A 16,532-nucleotide genomic window follows, 5' to 3' on the forward strand; every position below is an offset into this window, starting at 1 on the left:
ACCTACCGGGCCATCGCCGGCCTCGTCTCCGACCGCACCGCCAACACGTGAGCACGACTCCGATCAGGCAAACACGACTCCATCGCTATCACGCACCAGCTCGTAACTGATCATTTCAGAATGAGTTTGACTCAGGGGCTCGGTGATTGGGCTGGCGGGCGGCAGAGTTCCGCAGGTGCCGGATGATCTTGTGCCTGATGATCTGTGAACTCCGGTAACTCGCTCCGCAGCTGTTCCACCTCCCCAAGCCTCATACCAGCAAGATGCCCATCACCAAGCAAGATCACCGGACATGACGAAGCACTCCTAGGTGCCCGAGGCGAGCAGCTGGTCGGCCAGCCGGTGGGCCTGGGCCAGCAGGACGCCGTAGGTGGCGACCTCGTCGGGATCGTCCGTCGTGGCGCGGGCCAGGTCCCGGCGCAGCACGGTGAGGGCCTCGCGCAGGTCCGCCACGGCCTCGCGCAGCTCGTCCTCGTGGTCGTCGCCGAACCGGCTGTGGCTGTAGAACCGCAGCGCGTCGGCGGTGCGGCACAGGAACTGCCCGTACCGCCGGGCGAGCGCGGGGTCCGGCCGGGGCGCCGAGCGGTCCTCCGCGGCGGCCTCCAGCACCGTGCGGGTCACCTCGGTGGTGTGCACGGCCGCGTAGTCCAGGACCATCAGCGCGTCCTCGTACCCCTTGCCGGGCGGCGGTACGGCCCCCGTGCGGCGGCGCGGGTTGACGCGCAGGCTCTCCCGGCTCCACTCCACCGACGAGCGGGCCTGCTCCACCAGCCGGGGCAGCCGCAGGGCGCGGTCGTGCCAGGCGCCGGCCTCCGCGGCGTCCCAGCGGCCCGCGGTCAGCCCCTCCGCCACGTCCCGCAGGATGCCGTGCGCCTCCGCCACCGCGTCCCGCAGTGCCGCCTGGGTGTTCCGCAGATACAGCGGCGGCCGGACCAGCGCGTTGACCGCGATGCCGACCACCGCCCCGAACAGGGCCTCGCCGAGCCGGGCCGCGGAGGTGGACACGGACACCGATCCGCCGGTCAGCACGAACAGCGCGCCGGTGGCCGCGTACACTCCCTGGCTGCCCAGGCGCCCCCACTGGCCCAGCAGCATCGCCAGCGGCAGGACCACCGCCATCGCGGCCACCGGGCTGGGCAGCAGAAGCCCGACCGCCGTGGCCGCGACCGTGCCGGCCGCGATCGCCGCGAGCTGTTGCAGCCCGTGCGCGATCGACCGGTACACGGTCGACTCCACCAGCACCACCGCGACCCACGGCGCGACGAACGCCACCGGTGCCTTCAGCCACCAGCCCGCCACCGCCCAGGCCACCCATGCGGCCAGCGCCGCCTTCACGGCCTGCACGGCCAGGTCCCGCTCCCGTCCGGGCCCCGCCCAGGCCCGCCGCGCCGCGCCAGCGGCGGCCGACAGATCGCGCCGTAGAGCCTGCCAGGTCAGTCCTATCCCACGTATCGCACGCACGCGGCCTCGGGTGCCACCTCCCGCGCCCTTCCATGCCGACGCACACGACGGCGGCGCCGCCTCCCTGGGACGGGGAGACGGCGCCGCCTTCCTCACGCGCCTCGCGGCGTCAGATCAGCCACCCGAGGAAGTGGGCGAGGCCGGCGAGGATGTCGGTGAGAAGGTTCATGTCGTGCTGCTCCTTGCGGTGTTTCCTAGTGGGACATGTGTGAACTCCGGTCTGCAGCCCGTTCGTTCGCACATCACGAGTGTCGTCCCGGAACACCGGTCACGGTGGTCACACGAGCGACGATCACCTGTTCCAGGGAACAACTGATCCCTTGTTCGGATCGGCCGACGGATCGGCCGACGGATCGGCCGATCGCTCGCCGACAGCTCAGGGCGGCACCGGCCGCAGCGCGTTCAGCACCGCCCACACCACCGACACCAGCGGCACCGCCACCACCGCGCCGATCACCCCCGCGACGATGCTGCCCGCGATCACCGACACCGCTACGACCAGCGGATGCAGCCGCACCGCCCAGCTCATCACCAGCGGGTGCAGCACATGCCCCTCCAGCTGGCCGATCACCACGATCAGCACCAGCACCCCCGCCGCCGTCAGCGGCCCCCGCCCGGCCAGGGCGACCACCGTGGCCACCCCGAGCGCCACCGGGGAACCCACCAGCGGCACGAACGCGGCGAAGAACTCCAGCAGCGTCAGCGGCAGCGCCAGCGGCACCTCCAGCACCAGCAGCACCACACCCACCAGCACGGCGTTGGTGGCGGCCACGATGATGATGCCGCGCGTGTACCCCGCGAAGGTCTGCCAGGCCGCCCCGCCCGCCCGGTCCCACACCGGACGGGCACCCCTCGGCAGCAGCCGGTCCCGTGCCCAGGCCCACAGGCGCTCCCCGGAGTGCAGGAAGAACACCGACGCGAACAGCGCCAGCGCGGCGCCGGTGACCAGCTCCACCACCCGGTCCAGCTCGCCGACCGCGTTGCTGATCAGCGCCGACCGGTGCGTGGACACGTAGTGCGTCACCTGCTGCTGCAACCGGGACAGCGCGCCCGGACCCAGCCGGAACGGCGGCCGGCGCAGCCACTCCTCGATGCGGTCCAGCCCGCCGCGGAACTCGCTCGCCAGCCGCCCCGACTCGTCCGCCACCGCGCTGCCCACCAGCGCGAGCAGGCCCAGCAGCAGCACCACACTGCCCACCAGCGTCACGGCCACGGACAGCGGCCGGGGCAGGAACCGGGCGAGCAGATCGGTCGGCGGGCGCAGCACGGACGTCACCACCAGCGCGACGAACATCGCCACGGCGACCAGCTGGAAGCTGCCGAGGACGCTGAACACGCCGTAGACGGCGACTCCGACCAGGATCAGCCGCCAGGCGTACGCCGCGGCCACCCGCAGCCAGGGCACCGTCCGCTCCGCCGCCCGTACCGGTCCCGCCCCGGGCTCCGCGCGGGGCGGGACCGGCAGCCGCACGGAGTACGCCGGCCGGCTGCCCAGGACCGTGCCCCGGGCCCGGCCCGGTCGCCCGCCCCTGGGCCGGCGTGCGTCGCCCACCACCGCTGCCGCCTCCTCTCCGCCTGACGGCCGGTCACCTCCACAGCACCGTAAGCACACCGTGCGGCGGGCGGCGCGCCGGGCGCGCAGGTGGCCGTACCCCGCCGGGGGAGGCTGTTACCGCCCGGGGGCGGGTCGACGGGGGAGGGCTGTACCGGGGGGTGGGCCGTATGGGTGTGGCCCGTACGGGGACCGGGACATCCGGCGGGACCGGAGAGCCCCCGACGATCACCGTCTCGGTTCCGCCGGTCCCCGTTCCCCGTCCGATGCCGGCCGGGCCGGACCGGGGCGGGGACCGGCGGGGGCCGTGGCCCTCCGGGGCGCGGTGCTCCCGGCACCGCCGCGTTGCCCGGCGTCGCCTCCCGTACCGCTTTCCGCACCGTCGCCCGCGGCGGCTCCGCCCCTGGCGGCGGGCGCGGGCACGCCGTCACCGAGCGGCGCGGGCCGCCCGCCGCACCGGCGGTAGCGGACGATGGCCTTCGCCAGCTCGATCCGCTCGGGCTCGGGAAGGGTGCCGCCCTGGACGTAGCCGAGGACGTGCTCGGCGACCGTGCGCAGCTTGACGTTCGTGCGCTGGGAGACATCCCGCAGCGCCCGCCAGGCCTCCTCCGGGGCGATCTGCCCCAGGGCCACGACGGCGCCGATGGCCTGGTCGATCACCGCGTGCGAGGTCACGGCGCGCCGCAGGTGCCGGTTCTCCTCCAGCAGCCGGTCGTACCCCGCCGCCAGGTCGGTCGCCGAGAGCAGGGCCAGGGGCTGGATGCGGGAGAGGGCGAAGAAGGCCATGGAGCACCTTTTCGGGGTGGGGGGCGTCACGGCCTACGCCTGCCCCCAGCGGGCGCCTGCACACGAATTGAATCAGCCTCACGGACCGCCGTCACGTGGGAGCGGGCCACGGAGTCGGCGCACCGGTGACGAGGGGCCGCGGGGCGCGACGGCAGTACCGTCCGGAGTACGGCGTGAGCCGCGTCGAAAGCACGTGCGTCCGCGTCAGCGTCCCCGTGACCGATCGTGCCGGCGCCCCGTCACCGTCCGCATCCCCGGGCGGCCGCCGATGTGCGCGTGCCCGGGCGGCCGCCGGTGTCAGCCGAACCGTCCCGTGTCCTGGGTCGCGCGGCCCACCGGCAGCAGCTCCCGGATGTCCGCGGGCAGCGCGTGCGCCATCCGCTCGGTCAGCTCCGGGGCGAGCGCGGCGTCCAGCACCTCCAGCACCGCGGCGGCGTCCCGCAGCGCCCTGTCCTCGTCGGTGCCGGCCCGGGCCGCGATCCGTCCGGTGAAGGTGGTCAGCCCGAACCGCTCGCCCGCGGCCCCGGAGTCCCGCCCGGCGGAGGCGTCGGCCGCCTCCCGCATGGCCGCCGCCATGTCCGGCGGCAGCTGGGCGGCCACATGCCGGGCGAGCCCGGACGGCAGCCGTTCCGCCAGGGTGCTGACGACCGCGTGCGTGGCCCGCTCGGCCGTACCCCGGTCCGGCAACTGGGCCAGCGCCTGCACCTTTCCGATCATCTCGTCGTGCCGCATGAGACCGGTCCCTTCCGCACGATGCGCCCCGTACGCCCGTCCCGCGGGCGCGGCGCCCATGCGCCCGGGTACCCCGCGCCAGCCCCGGGTCACCGGCGACCGGGCCGCCGTCCCGGTTGCGTCGGCCGCCCGTCGCGGGGTACGTGTCGGCAGCGGGGCATCCGTGACGGCCGAGGCAGGAGGTGCGTGTGACGGCTGCGGGACTGGCGGCACCGTTGTGGGACCTCCACAGCGGGCAGGGGCCGCGGCAACTGGCCGAACTGGGGCTCGCGCTGCTGCTGTCGAGCCTGATCGGCTGGGAGCGCGAGGCTCAGCAGAAGAGCGCGGGGCTGCGCACCCACACCCTGGTCGGCATCGCGAGCGCCCTGATGATGGAGGTCTCCCAGCACGGCTTCAACGCGGTGCTCGGCCTGCAGAACGTGTCCTTCGACCCCTCACGGGTCGCGGCGCAGATCGTCTCCGGGATCGGCTTCATCGGCGGCGGCCTGATCTTCGTACGACGGGACGCCGTACGGGGCCTGACCACGGCCGCCACCATCTGGCTGACCTGCGCGGTCGGCATGGCCTGCGGTGGCGGGCTGCCCGTGCTCGCGCTCGCGGTGACGGCCCTGCACTTCCTGGTGGTCCGGGGCTTCCCGCTGCTGTCGTCGCGGCTGGTGCCCGGCCGGGCCGCCACCGCGTTCGAGGCGCGTCTGACCTACCGGACCGGGACGGCGCTGCTGCCCCGCCTGTTGCAGATATGCACCCGGCGCGGTTTCCGTATCGTGCAGGTCAAGGTGGAGCGGCTGCCCGGCCGCACCGACGACGCCGCGCGGGTGCTGCTGCAACTGGAGGGCACCGCGGAGCCCTCCGGGCTGGCGTCGGAGCTGTTCCGGGACGACGGCGTGCTGGACGTGGAACTGTCGGCCGCGGCCGAGGAGGAGTGACCCCGCGCAGGCCGGACACGCCCACGCGGAGTACGCGCCCGCCGTGGTCGCCGAGGCGTACGCGCCCGCCGGGACGCCGTGGGCCGTGGAGGCTCCGCCGCCCGGCCCTCGGCCGGCCCTCGACGCCCTCGATCGGCTCGGTCCTCGCCGCCCCCGGCTCGGTCCTCGCCGCCCCCGGCTCAGTCCTCGACCGTCTGCTGGGTCGCGGTCCAGGCGTACTGGAGCCAGTCCGACACCGTCAGCGCGCCGAAGCCGGCGCTCACCAGCCGGGTGAGCCGGGGTGACGCGGCGTAGGAGCACGCCAGGGCGCCGGCGGCCCAGGCGGCGGTGCAGAACGGGCAGGAGACCAGGTCGCCGACGGCCCGCCGGAGCCCGGAGCCCCTGGGCTCGTCCATGACCTCGCCGGCCTTGCCCTCGTCGGCGCGGCGGGTGAACGGCACCCGGAGGAAGCTGGTGATCTTGTCCTTGGTCACCACCCGGGACGCCTTGTACGCCGCCGTGCCCATGAGCAGCACGTCCCAGGGCGGCACGTCCGGCGGGAGCCGTACACCCCGGCGCCGGGCCAGCAGCGCGAAGGAGCCGATGCCCGCCGCGAACACGGAGGCAAGGGCGGCGTAGCCGCCGAGCGGCAGGCCGTCCCCGTCGTCGTACGGTTCGGCGTCGGTCGTCATGAGACCTCCCAGATCCCACCGGTGTCCTGCGGCCCCGTGCCGGGCGCGGAACGAGTGCCCCCCCTGGTCCGTGGCGACACTCCGCCTTGTGAGGGCGGCCGGAAGGACATATTATTCATCACGTGATGAATAACTGTTCCTGAGAAGGGCGGCGCGGTGATGGACGACAAGACCACGTGCTGTGTCGTGGGCGGCGGCCCGGCGGGCATGGTCCTCGGACTGCTGCTGGCCCGGGCCGGGGTCCGGGTGACGGTGCTGGAGAAACACGCCGACTTCCTGCGCGACTTCCGCGGCGACACGGTCCACCCCTCGACCCTGGCCCTGCTGGACGAGCTGGGCCTGGCCGAGCGCTTCGCCCGGCTGCCGCAGCGCAGGGTCCGCACCGTCCAGCTGCCGGTGGGGGCCGGCCGCGCACCGGTCACGGTCGCCGACCTCTCGGTCCTGCGCGGCCCCTACGACTACGTGGCGATGGTGCCCCAGTGGGACCTGCTGGACCTGCTGGCCGAGGAGGCCCGGCGCGAACCGTCCTTCGAACTGCGGATGAACACCGAGGCGACCGGGTTCCTCGTCGAGTCCGGGCGGGTCACCGGGGTGCGCTACCGCGCCGCCGACGGCCGCACCGGCACCTTGCGCGCCGTCCTCACCGTGGCCTGCGACGGCCGTGGATCGCTGGCGCGCGCCCGGCCGGAACTGCGGCTGCGCCGCTTCGCCTGCCCCATGGACGCCTGGTGGTTCCGGCTGCCGCGGCGCGACGGCGACCCGTCCGGGCTCGTCGGCAGCGCCGGTGACGGCCTGCTGACCGCGATGATCGACCGAGGCGACTACTGGCAGTGCGCGGCGCTCATCCCCAAAGGCAGCGACGCCGAGCGCCGCGCCGCCGGCCTCGACCGCTTCCGGGCCGACTGCACCGCCGCCGTCCCCTGGCTCGCCGACCGCACCCAGACCCTCGGGTCCTGGGACGACGTCAAGCTGCTCGACGTCCACCTGGACCGTCTGCGCCGCTGGCACCGGCCCGGCCTGCTGTGCATCGGCGACGCGGCGCACGCCATGTCCCCGGTGTTCGGCATCGGCATCAACCTCGCCGTGCAGGACGCCGTCGCCGCCGCCCGCCACCTGGCCGGGCCGCTGCGGCGGGGGAGGGTGCGGCTGCGCGACGTACGCGCCGTGCAGCGCCGTCGCCGCCCCACCACGGTCGCCACGCAGGCGCTCCAGCGCGCCGCCCACGCCCGCTTCATCGCACCGGTCCTGCGGGGCGCCCCGCCCCTGGGCGGCCCGGAGCGCGCCCGGCGCGCCGCGGCCCTGGTCGCCGCGGCGCCCTGGCTGCGCCGCCTCCCCGCGTACTTCCTCGCCTACGGCGCCCGCCGCGAACGCCCCCCGGCCCCGGCGACCCACCACCGACCGCCGGCCACGGAACACCCCACCAGCCCCTGACGGCCCACCGTACGGCCACCAGGACGGACTGCGCGGCCAGGTAACTGACGCCTCGTCAGCGTCGACCGACCTCACCCCGCCCACCCCGGCTCACCCGCCCACCGACGCCCGCCGGTTCGGCCCGGAACATCACCATCTCTCTTTCGTGTAAGCACCGTTGTCGGAACAGAAGGCTCCGTGTTCCACTAATCTCCTTCCGCCACAACGATCACCCGCTCCCGGGCGGGAGAGCCATCCAGAGGGATCCGTGTGTGATGACCTGGGGTTCGAGAGGCTCCTCGGCGAGGAGGGCTTCTTCGCGCGCGTGCTCGGGCGGTCACCCTCGGGTGCCGGCCGTGAACCGCTGTACGGCCCCGACATCCCGGTCGTGCTGCTCACCGGCGGCCCCGGCATGGGCAAGGGCCGGCTGCTGCGCGCCGTACGGGACCGTTTCGCCACCAAGCTGCCGGTGATCTATCTGGACTGCGGCTCATCGGTCTACGCCGACCGGGCCGAGCCGGAGCCCGGTGCCCGCTCGGCCGCCACCGAGGTCCTGGTCGAGGCCGCCCGCCGGCTGTCCACCTGGCAGGGCACGGGCGGCTCCTTCACCTTCCCCCGCCTCTTCGCGGGCCTCGCGATGATCGCCACCGGTGTCGCGGACGGCACCCCCGAGGCGGTCGCGGCGGAGGTCGAACGGTACGCGGAGTTACCCCAGCGGCAGCGCTTCCGCGGCCTGGGCACCGGCGACTTCTGGCGCGGCGCCCTCCTCGGCGCCATCCGGAACCTGCTGGCCACCCTGTCCGGCCAGGCCCTCGACCCGTACTCCGCCGCGGTGAGCACCGCGCTCGTGGACGCCCTCGTCTCCGGCCTGGCACCCCGCGGCAAGGCCGAGATGGCCCGTGTCTACGGCGCCTACCCCGGCGCGGCCGGCCAGCCCGAGCACGGCCTGCGCGACCTCGCCGCCGACTTCAAGGCCGGCGGCGAGGGGCGGGAGGTGGCCGAGCGCTTCCTCTTCCAGGCACTGCGCGAAGACCTGGAGGCCGCCTACACGGGCGCGGTCGGCTGGCTGCGCCGGGTCGGCCGCCCCGCCGTGCTGCTGGACCGCGCCGAGTCGCCGCTGGGCGAGCAACTGCTGCGCGCCGTGCTGATCGACCGCCGCGACGGGCAGCGCGACCGCGTGGTGATCGTCGGCACCGCGCGCCGCGCGGACGGCGGCGCCTTCCTGTACGAGGGCCTGCCGCCCCAGTGGGTACCGGCCCCGGCGGAGTTCCGGCCCGCCGACGGCTCCCCGCCCGCGTGGTCCCGGCGCACCGACGCCACGGCGGGCCGGGCGCCGCTGGCCGACGGGGTCCTGCTGCTGCGGATGCCCCTGCTCACCGGCGACCAACTGCGCCGGGAGACCGAGCGCAGACAGCGGCGCGCCGAGCCGGAGGGCGGCACCAACCGCCGCCGTGTCGACGCCGCCGTGGCACGGCTGAGCGGCGGACGCCCGCACACGGTGATCCGGCTGGCCGAGGCCGCCGCCGCCTTCCGCATGCCGGCGGACGCCAACGACCGGGCCATCCTGGACGCCCCGCTGAACGTCCCCGGCGACGGCGCCGCCGAGCGGCCGGTGGCCGAGGTGCTGCTGCGCGAACTCGTGCTGGACCAGCTCCCGGTGCGGCTGCCGGCCGAGCACCACGACCACTGGCTCGACCTGCTCACCCATCTGTCGGTGGCGCACGACACCGAGTGCGCGGACGTCCTGCTCCGTCACCACCAGCGGGGCCGCGTCCACCGGCTGACGGCCCATCACATGGAGCAACTGCTCACCGACACCGGATGGCCCGCCTGCGAACGGCACTTCATCGGGGACTTCGGCCTGCGCCAGCTGCTGGTGCACCGGCTGTACGCGTTACAGCCCGACGGCGCCGCCTGGTACGCCGACCACCACCTGCTGCGCGACCACTACACCGGGCGCGCGGCGGACGAGGCGGCGCCGAGCGGGGCCGCCTTCCACTCGGTCACGGCCCACCGGATGAACCACCACCTGGTCTCCGGCGGGGTCGACGACGTGGTCCGGTACCTGGCCGGCACACTGCCCGGCCGGCCCCGGGAATGGTGCGCGGAGCTGCTGGAGATCGCCCAGGCGCCGTACCCGTCGGGCGCGGACACCCGCCGGGAGCGCGCCCAGGGACTGGTCGCGGTGGACGGACCGGCGTTGCGCCGCAAGGTCGACCAGCTGCTGCACGCGGTGTGGCTGTGCGAGGAGCGGACCAGGCCCACCGGCCGGGAGACCGCCCGCACGCTGGCCCAACTGCTGGACCTCCTTTCGATCATGGAGTTCGAGGGCGCCGGACAGCTGGGCCGGACCGCCACCGAGTGGAGCGGGCTGGCGGAGAACGACCAGCCGTTGCTCCGCTGCACCTGCACCGATCAGCTCGGGCGAAGGAGATGACGCGGATGCCCAGGTGGAAGAAGATCCTCTACGCCCTGCTGGGCACGGCGGCCCTGGTGGCGGGGGGCCTGTTCGGCTGGACCTTCCTCCACCGGCCGGACACCTGCGCGGACGGCGTCGAACGGATCGGCGACGAGTGCGTCGGCGTCAACGGCGAGGGCTACGACTTCGGCACCCCGGAGATCAGCGGTGTCGCCCGGGCCATTGCACAGGAGAACAAGAGGATCGAGAAGGACCCCCATGTGACGGTGGCGATGATGCTGCCGCTCCAGTCCGGCAGCGAGGCGCTGCGCCGGCAGATACGCAGCGACCTCCAGGGGGCGTACCTGGGACAGCTCCAGGCCAACGAGGGCGAGGGCGAGCCGCCGAGGATACGGCTGGTGCTGGCCAACCCCGGCCGGGAGTACGCGCACCAGGCGGCGGTCGTGGACACCCTGCTGCGCATGGCCCGCTCACCCGAGGACCGGCTGCGCGCCGTCACCGGCTTCAACCTCAGCCTCGACGCCACGACCGAGGCCGTCGGCCGCCTGACCGCGCAGAAGATCCCCGTGCTCGCCTCCCGGATCACCGGCGACGGCATCGCGAACGAGGAGGGCCTGGACGCGGTGGCGAAACCGAAGTTCCCCGGCCTGGCCCGGATCATCCCCACCAATCACGAGGTGGCCCGGGCGCTGGCCGCCTTCACCGGGGGACAGGACCGGGAGGACCGCAGGACGGTGCTGGTCCACGACACCCGCCAGGACAGTTACAACGAGTCACTGGCCAAGGCGTTCGACAGCATCGAGGAGAAGGGCCCGGCCGGCCCCGCCGAGATGTCCTTCACCTCCCCGGCGATCGACGAGGCCGGCTCCACCGGCAACCAGTTCACCCAGATCGCCAACAACATCTGCAGCTCCGAGGCCGACACCGTCTACTTCGCGGGGCGCACCCTGCACCTGCGGCTCTTCGCGCTCAAGCTCGCCGAGGTCGGCTGCGAGAAACGGCACTACACCATCATCAGCGGCTCCGACGCCGCCTCGCTGCGGCAGTACATGAGCGCGGACGACTGGGACAAGCTGCGCGGCACGGACGGCGAGGCCAAGGTGACGGTGCAGTACGCGGCCCCCGCCCACCCCACGGCCTGGGAGACCGAGCTGACCGCCTGGCGCAAGGAGTGGCGCAAGAGCCACGGCCGGGAACCCACCGCGAAGGAACTGCCCCAGTACCTCGCGGAGCCCAAGGCGGCCCTGGACCGTCTGCGGAACCTGATCGACACCGCCCGGCGCGACGGGACCGACCTCGGCGCCACGCCCAGCCTGGAGGACTCCCGCACCATGCTCGTGTACGACGGCATGGTCACCATCGGCACCGCGCTGCACCAGGTGCAGAGCGGCCCCGCCGACAAGGTGCCCGGCCTGGAGGAGGTCGGCCAGGAGTGGGTCCGGCTGAACGCCCAGCACCGGGTGGCGGGCACCAGCGGCCTGATCTGCCTGACCGGCGGCGGCAACCCGTACGACAAGCCGGTGGCGGTGGTCGAACTGGACCCGGGCCGCAAGGGCGGGGGCACGCTCAAGTACGTCGGCCTGGGCTGGCCCACCGGCACTCCCCAGCCGAGGAACTGCGTCATCCCCAGCAGCACCCCCTGACACCGCGGCCCGGCGCGGGGCGTGCCTCACCTCACATATGACCTGGTTCGCACCCCCTCCCGGGCGTGCCGGGCGCCCGGCTACCGTGGCGTGGAGCCCCTGTACCCCTCACCTCGGACGGCCCGGCTGTGCTCACTGACCTGTCCCCCCTGATCGCCGCCACGGCGCGCTGGCTCACGGTCGCCTACCCGCCCAGCGGCGGCGCGCTCGCCGCCGCGCTGTGCGAGGCGCAGGCCCGGCAGGCGGCGACGGTCGCCGCCCGGCTGCGCTACCCCACCGAGATCGACGCGGGCCTGGTCACCCTGGCCGGCCCCGGCGGCGCCGCCCGCCTCGACTGGATCACCGGCGCCGAAGCGGCCGGCGAGCACCCCGCCGAGGAGTGGGCCTGGCGCACCTGGGTGGACGAGGTCGTCGCCAGCTGGGCCGCCGCGCTGCTCACCGACCCCGAGCTGGCCGCCCTCGCCGTCACCGCGCTCGCCGACGGCGGGCACACCGCCCACGCGCCGGCCGAGTACCGCCGGCTGCTCGCCCCCGACGACCGCGACCGCCGCGCCGCGGCTCTGCTCCGCCACCCCGACCTGCTGGCCCCCGTGGCCGCACTGCACCAAGACCAGCTCCTGCACCGCCTCACCCCGAACCGCCCGCTCGCGGCCTGACCCGCGCCCAGCGGGAGACCGCCGCGCAGGCGCACCGGTCCCTGCCCGGTGCGGAGTGCGGCCCGCCGGACGGGGCCGGACTGCGCCCGCAGCGCCCCCGGGGGCCGGCGGGAGGCGGCCCGACCTGACCGTCGCCGTCCGCGTGGACCTCGCCGCCTCACCGGCCGCCATGGCCCGTGCGTCGAGCCTGCGGGCCAGTTCCTTGTAGCTCAGCCCGGCTTCAGCGATCAGCCCCGCCAGTAACGGGTTGCCCGTCGGGCGCTCCCGGCGCCGCCTACGACGTCGACCGGATCGCGGAGATGTCGAACTGCAGCCGGACCTTCTCGCTCACCATGGTGCCTCCTGCCTTGAGGCGCTGGTTGTAGACCAGGCCCCACTCGGTGCGGTCGATGGTGGTGGTGCCGTCGAAACCGGCCCGCTCGAAGCCGAACGGGTCCAGAACCGAGCCGAGGTAGTCGAGTTGCAGGTCGACGGGCCGGGTGACGTCGCGGATGGTCAGGTCCCCGGTCATGCGGAAGGTCTCTCCGCCTTCGTGGACGGTGGAGGTGCTGTGGAAGGTCATTTCCGGGTACTGGCGCGCGTCGAAGAAGTCGGCACCGATGATGTGCGCGTCCCTTTGCTCCACGCCCGTGTCGACGCTGGCGACCCGGATGACGAGGTCGGCCCGCGACTCGGAGGGCTGGGCCCCGTCGAAGTACAACGTGCTGTCGTAATCGGTGAAAGCCCCCCGGACGGTCGTGACCATGGCGTGCCGTACGGAGAATCCGATGCGGCTGTGCGGGCGGTCGATCGTCCATCGCCCGGTCAGGGCTTGAAGCGCCGGGTCGAGTGCGACACCCCGGGACGTGGCCCCCGCGAGAGCCGGGGGCGGCTCGCTGACGGCGGTCTGGCGTCGGCCGAAGATACCCATGATCGTGAGCCCTTTCCCATCTGAGTGCTCTGTGCTGCCAAGGTGTCGCCGGGGCGCTGCCCCGATCGGTGACCCCGCCCGAGGTGGATGCGGTCGACGGTGAACCCGCTCCGCAGCGTCACTTCGGTGGCGTGGGCGTGTCGTGGGTGCGGTACATCGCCTGTACGTCCAGCTCCAGTTGGACGGTCGGCCCGACGACGGCGATGCCGCGGGCGAGCATGGAGCGCCAGTTGAGGGTGAAGTCCTCCCGGTGGAGTTCGGCCTTCGCGAGGGCCGCGCAGCGCAGTTCCTGTTCGTAGCCCCCGTTGATCGACCCGAGGTAGGTGGTGTCGAGGCCGACGGAGCGGCTGGTGCCGTGCATGCTGAGGGTGCCGTGCAGGGTCCACTTGGAGCCGCCGAGGTGGGCGAACCGGGTGCTGGTGAAGTCGATGTACGGGTAGCGTTCGACGTCCAGGAAGTCGGCCGAACGCAGGTGGTTGTCACGGGTGTTGTTGCCCGTGGTGATACTGGAGGCGTCGATGCGCACCGCCACCTGTGAGTCGGACATGTTCGGAGCGATGCGGATGCTGCCCTGGAAGCGGGTGAACCGGCCGTGGACATGGGCCATGCCGACGTGCTTGGCGATGAACCGGATCGCGGTGTGCGGAGGGTCGAACAGCCAGGTACCGGCTGTCGGGAGTTCCAACTGGCGGGCGGGCTGGAGCGCGACTTGTGCGGTGGGCCGAGCCACCCCGGCCACGATGTCGAGGTTCTCGCGGGCGGGTGACAGGCCCTCGGCCGCGATCATCACGCTGTAGGAGCCGGGTGGCAGCGTGGCTATGAAGTAGCCGTGGGGGTCCGTGGCGCCACGCGTCGCGATCCGGTGGCTGTCCAGCGCGGTCACGGTGACCTCGGCTCCGCCCATGGGCTGCCCCATGGGATCGAGAACCTCGAAGCCGAAGGCCCCGGCGCCGGGCGGCAGCGGGACCGAGATGCTCGACGCGGCACCGGAGGCACCACGGGAACGCCGACGACGAAGCAGCCCGAGAGCCATGGAATTCACCCTTCTTCCCCTGCGCCTCGGTCACGCGACTCGTTCGGAGTTCTTGCATTCCCGGTCGCCGGGAGACGCCGACGACAGGAGGACGGACGCAAAGCCAGTAGTTCGCCGACGATCATAAAGCGCTCCGCGGGTAGGTCACTCGAGCCGGTGTCGGAGCTGCTCAACCTACGTGGGGCGGGGGTGAGGCCGCATATCGGTACATCGGCCGGCCATATCGCCACAGCTCGTTTCGTTGATTTGTGGCAATGCTGTGGTGAAGGGCACGGAAAAGGGCCCGGATATTCACAACCGACCTGCGGTTTCATCACGGACCTGACACAGAACCCGCCGTGCTGCCGTCCTTTCCGTGTGTCGGTATCCCGATATCCACACCGACCGTCGATCGACCCGCTGCGCGCGGGGCCGCGTCCCGGCAGGCGGCGATACGTTCGGGCCGGGTCGTGCCGATGCTTATCCGAGGTAAACGTGTCCGCCAAGCTGACGGCAAAGACGGGGAACTCGTTCCGGGTGCACGGGGCGTTGGCACAGGCAGCCGACCGGCGCACGCCGCGGGCCTCCCCGTCGGATCGGGGGAGGCCCGCGGCGTGCGGCTGAATCGGTGTCCGGCTGGGACTCTGTCGGGGTCGGCGCTCGGTGCCGGGCCGGGGGTCGGGGTTCGGTTACTCGTTCTCCGGGCGTTCGCCCTTCGGGCCGCGTCCGCGTTCCGTCTTCGGGCCCGCGCTCCGGCCTTCCGGTTCCTGTCGCAAGGTCTCCTTGGCGGCGGCGTTGGCGTCCTGGTCGGAGATTCCCGAGCGCTCGGCCTCCTTGCGCAGCCGGGCCCTGCGGGTGTCGTACTTCTTGCTGCCGGGTTCGGGCACGACGATCACCTCCGGCTCCCGGGTCCCCCGCGCCTTCCGCCGGCAAACGCGCCCCCGAGGTCCCGGTGCGCGGGTCAGCCGGCCGCGTTGTCGACCCGCATGCGCACCTGCTCCTCCAGCCGCCGCAGGCTGCCGTCCAGGGCCTCGCCCACCGCCCGCTCGCCCGGGTCGTGGCTCTCGTCGAAGAACGACAGATGCACGGTCACCTCGCTGGCGCCACTGCCGATGCCCGCCACCTGGAGCCAGCCGGTGTAGGCGCCCTGCTCGCGGGTGCCCCACTCCAGGCGCATCTGGTCCGGCGCGGCCCGCAGCAGGGCGGGCATGTCCTGGCCGGACAGGTCCTCGTGCACGGTCACGGCGGGCGGGTCCTCGACGCGCACGTGCAGGGCGTCCGGGAGCCAGGCGTCGAGCTGGGCGACGTTGGCCGCCTGGTCGAAGACGTGCTCGGGCTGCGCGGGCATCGTGCGGGAACGTTCGTACTCGGACATCGTGGGAGCGCCCCTTCCGGTCGGAAGTCGTACCCCGACCGCGTGCCCCTTCCACGGCCGCCGAAAAGCCCCGGCCGCCGACCACGGGCAACCGAAGGGCTCAGACCGCCGCGCGCGCCGTCCGCTCCACCAGGGACACGCCGTCGCCCATGGACGCGTTGCCGTCGGACAGCACCGCCACCAGGTACCGGTGCCCCCGCACGGCGATCTCGCCGACGCTGTTGACGTCCCAGCGGCCCGTGGTGCTCCGCTGGAGCCAGCCGTTCTTCAGCGCCGGCCGGACCCCCGGGCCGCCGGCCGCCGAAACGCCCCAGGACTGCCCGGACTCCACCCGGCTCATCAGCGTACGGACGTAGGCCCGGGAGCCGGCGTCGAGCCCGCCGGAGCCCCGGCGCACCGTGCCGCCGGAGTCGAACACGGCCCGCAGCAGCCGTATCTGGTCGCTCGCCGTGGTCCGGGTCAGCCCCCACTTGCCACCGGGCCCGCCCGTGGTCGAGGTCAGTCCCAGCCGCTCGTTGGCCGCCGCCAGCCCGGAGGCGCGGCCGATCCGCCGCCACAGGGCGTTCGCCGCCGCGTTGTCGCTGCGCCGGATCATCGGCTCGGCGAGGTCCCGTTCTGCTTCGCTCAGCGGGCGGCCCGCGTCCTGCGCCCGGAGCAGCAGCGCCGCGAGGATGTCGACCTTGACGATGCTTGCGGTGTCGTACGCCCGGTCCGCGCCGCGCAGCACGGCGGTGCGGGCGGTGCCGTCCAGGTCGAGTACCGCCGCCGTGGCGTGCGCCGGGGGTTTCGCGGACGGGGCGGGCGGGGTCGCGGCCGCCGCCGGGTGCGGAAGGCCGGCGGCGGGCAGGGCGACGGCCGCGGCCACGAGGGCGCCGGCGGTGGTCCGTGCGGTGCGGGAGGGGCGGGTCGGCATGGGTCACGAACGTAGACAACCGGCGCGTCCGGCGGCATGGCCGCCGTCACGTTCGGGCCCTGTTCC

Annotated in this window: 15 protein-coding genes; 5 read left to right on the top strand and 10 right to left on the bottom strand. The window is 73.8% G+C overall.

Annotated features, from left to right (window positions below; genetic code table 11):
* Window positions 1-306: 306 nt before the first annotated feature.
* The 4 genes from IE251_RS39595 to IE251_RS39610 all read right to left on the bottom strand — a co-directional run bounded on the left by IE251_RS39595 (window position 307) and on the right by IE251_RS39610 (window position 4,531).
* Window positions 307-1,452 carry an FUSC family protein gene (locus IE251_RS39595; protein ID WP_373302118.1) on the bottom strand — a complete coding sequence of 382 codons (1,146 nt, stop codon included), beginning with the start codon at window positions 1,450-1,452 and terminating at the stop codon, window positions 307-309.
* A gap of 385 nt (window positions 1,453-1,837) precedes the next feature.
* Window positions 1,838-3,016: an AI-2E family transporter gene (locus IE251_RS39600; RefSeq protein WP_189757788.1), complete on the bottom strand. Its 1,179-nt coding sequence runs from the start codon at window positions 3,014-3,016 to the stop codon at window positions 1,838-1,840.
* A gap of 225 nt (window positions 3,017-3,241) precedes the next feature.
* Window positions 3,242-3,799, bottom strand: coding sequence for an ANTAR domain-containing protein (locus tag IE251_RS41965; protein WP_189757789.1), 558 nt, complete (start codon window positions 3,797-3,799; stop codon window positions 3,242-3,244).
* 297 nt (window positions 3,800-4,096) lie between these two features.
* The gene (locus tag IE251_RS39610; RefSeq protein ID WP_189757790.1) at window positions 4,097-4,531 is read right to left on the bottom strand and encodes a DUF2267 domain-containing protein; all 435 of its coding nucleotides are present in this window, start codon (window positions 4,529-4,531) and stop codon (window positions 4,097-4,099) included.
* A 188-nt stretch (window positions 4,532-4,719) separates the two neighbouring features.
* Between IE251_RS39610 and IE251_RS39615 the strand changes: the two genes are divergently transcribed.
* Complete coding sequence (locus IE251_RS39615) at window positions 4,720-5,457, top strand: MgtC/SapB family protein (protein WP_189757791.1); 738 nt, start codon at window positions 4,720-4,722, stop codon at window positions 5,455-5,457.
* Between the two features lie 179 nt (window positions 5,458-5,636).
* Here IE251_RS39615 and IE251_RS39620 read toward each other — a convergent pair whose 3' ends face one another.
* Window positions 5,637-6,128 carry a DUF1360 domain-containing protein gene (locus IE251_RS39620; RefSeq protein WP_189757792.1) on the bottom strand — a complete coding sequence of 164 codons (492 nt, stop codon included), beginning with the start codon at window positions 6,126-6,128 and terminating at the stop codon, window positions 5,637-5,639.
* A gap of 159 nt (window positions 6,129-6,287) precedes the next feature.
* Between IE251_RS39620 and IE251_RS39625 the strand changes: the two genes are divergently transcribed.
* The 4 genes from IE251_RS39625 to IE251_RS39640 all read left to right on the top strand — a co-directional run bounded on the left by IE251_RS39625 (window position 6,288) and on the right by IE251_RS39640 (window position 12,256).
* Window positions 6,288-7,559, top strand: coding sequence for an FAD-dependent oxidoreductase (locus IE251_RS39625; RefSeq protein WP_189757793.1), 1,272 nt, complete (start codon window positions 6,288-6,290; stop codon window positions 7,557-7,559).
* A 247-nt stretch (window positions 7,560-7,806) separates the two neighbouring features.
* On the top strand, window positions 7,807-9,975 hold the full coding sequence (locus tag IE251_RS39630) for an amino acid adenylation domain-containing protein (RefSeq protein ID WP_189757794.1): 2,169 nt from the start codon (window positions 7,807-7,809) through the stop codon (window positions 9,973-9,975).
* Window positions 9,976-9,980: 5 nt separating this feature from the next.
* Complete coding sequence (locus IE251_RS39635) at window positions 9,981-11,600, top strand: amino acid ABC transporter substrate-binding protein (protein WP_229897152.1); 1,620 nt, start codon at window positions 9,981-9,983, stop codon at window positions 11,598-11,600.
* Between the two features lie 128 nt (window positions 11,601-11,728).
* Window positions 11,729-12,256 (top strand): hypothetical protein, encoded by a 528-nt coding sequence (locus IE251_RS39640; protein WP_189757796.1) that lies wholly within the window; start codon window positions 11,729-11,731, stop codon window positions 12,254-12,256.
* Window positions 12,257-12,530: 274 nt separating this feature from the next.
* Here IE251_RS39640 and IE251_RS39645 read toward each other — a convergent pair whose 3' ends face one another.
* From IE251_RS39645 to IE251_RS39665, 5 genes are all read right to left on the bottom strand, one after another.
* Complete coding sequence (locus IE251_RS39645) at window positions 12,531-13,166, bottom strand: YceI family protein (protein WP_189757797.1); 636 nt, start codon at window positions 13,164-13,166, stop codon at window positions 12,531-12,533.
* A gap of 118 nt (window positions 13,167-13,284) precedes the next feature.
* Window positions 13,285-14,199 (bottom strand): YceI family protein, encoded by a 915-nt coding sequence (locus IE251_RS39650; RefSeq protein WP_189757798.1) that lies wholly within the window; start codon window positions 14,197-14,199, stop codon window positions 13,285-13,287.
* A 668-nt stretch (window positions 14,200-14,867) separates the two neighbouring features.
* Window positions 14,868-15,065, bottom strand: coding sequence for a hypothetical protein (locus IE251_RS39655; RefSeq protein WP_189757813.1), 198 nt, complete (start codon window positions 15,063-15,065; stop codon window positions 14,868-14,870).
* A 74-nt stretch (window positions 15,066-15,139) separates the two neighbouring features.
* A complete protein-coding gene (locus tag IE251_RS39660) occupies window positions 15,140-15,553 on the bottom strand; it encodes an SRPBCC family protein (protein WP_030784691.1) in 414 nt (137 codons plus the stop codon).
* Window positions 15,554-15,653: 100 nt separating this feature from the next.
* On the bottom strand, window positions 15,654-16,466 hold the full coding sequence (locus IE251_RS39665; RefSeq protein WP_189757799.1) for a serine hydrolase: 813 nt from the start codon (window positions 16,464-16,466) through the stop codon (window positions 15,654-15,656).
* Window positions 16,467-16,532: the final 66 nt, after the last annotated feature.

Origin of the sequence: Streptomyces eurythermus, assembly GCF_014649115.1 — a bacterium.
GTDB lineage: Bacteria > Actinomycetota > Actinomycetes > Streptomycetales > Streptomycetaceae > Streptomyces > Streptomyces eurythermus.

Excerpts from the sequence above, each read along its gene's own strand:
- IE251_RS39635 (WP_229897152.1), top strand. The coding sequence starts at position 9,981 with ATGCCCAGGTGGAAGAAGATCCTCTACGCCCTGCTGGGCACGGCGGCC.
- IE251_RS39610 (WP_189757790.1), bottom strand. The coding sequence starts at position 4,531 with ATGCGGCACGACGAGATGATCGGAAAGGTGCAGGCGCTGGCCCAGTTG.
- IE251_RS41965 (WP_189757789.1), bottom strand. The coding sequence starts at position 3,799 with ATGGCCTTCTTCGCCCTCTCCCGCATCCAGCCCCTGGCCCTGCTCTCG.
- IE251_RS39665 (WP_189757799.1), bottom strand. The coding sequence starts at position 16,466 with ATGCCGACCCGCCCCTCCCGCACCGCACGGACCACCGCCGGCGCCCTC.
- IE251_RS39625 (WP_189757793.1), top strand. The coding sequence starts at position 6,288 with ATGGACGACAAGACCACGTGCTGTGTCGTGGGCGGCGGCCCGGCGGGC.
- IE251_RS39660 (WP_030784691.1), bottom strand. The coding sequence starts at position 15,553 with ATGTCCGAGTACGAACGTTCCCGCACGATGCCCGCGCAGCCCGAGCAC.
- IE251_RS39620 (WP_189757792.1), bottom strand. The coding sequence starts at position 6,128 with ATGACGACCGACGCCGAACCGTACGACGACGGGGACGGCCTGCCGCTC.
- IE251_RS39650 (WP_189757798.1), bottom strand. The coding sequence starts at position 14,199 with ATGGCTCTCGGGCTGCTTCGTCGTCGGCGTTCCCGTGGTGCCTCCGGT.
- IE251_RS39645 (WP_189757797.1), bottom strand. The coding sequence starts at position 13,166 with ATGGGTATCTTCGGCCGACGCCAGACCGCCGTCAGCGAGCCGCCCCCG.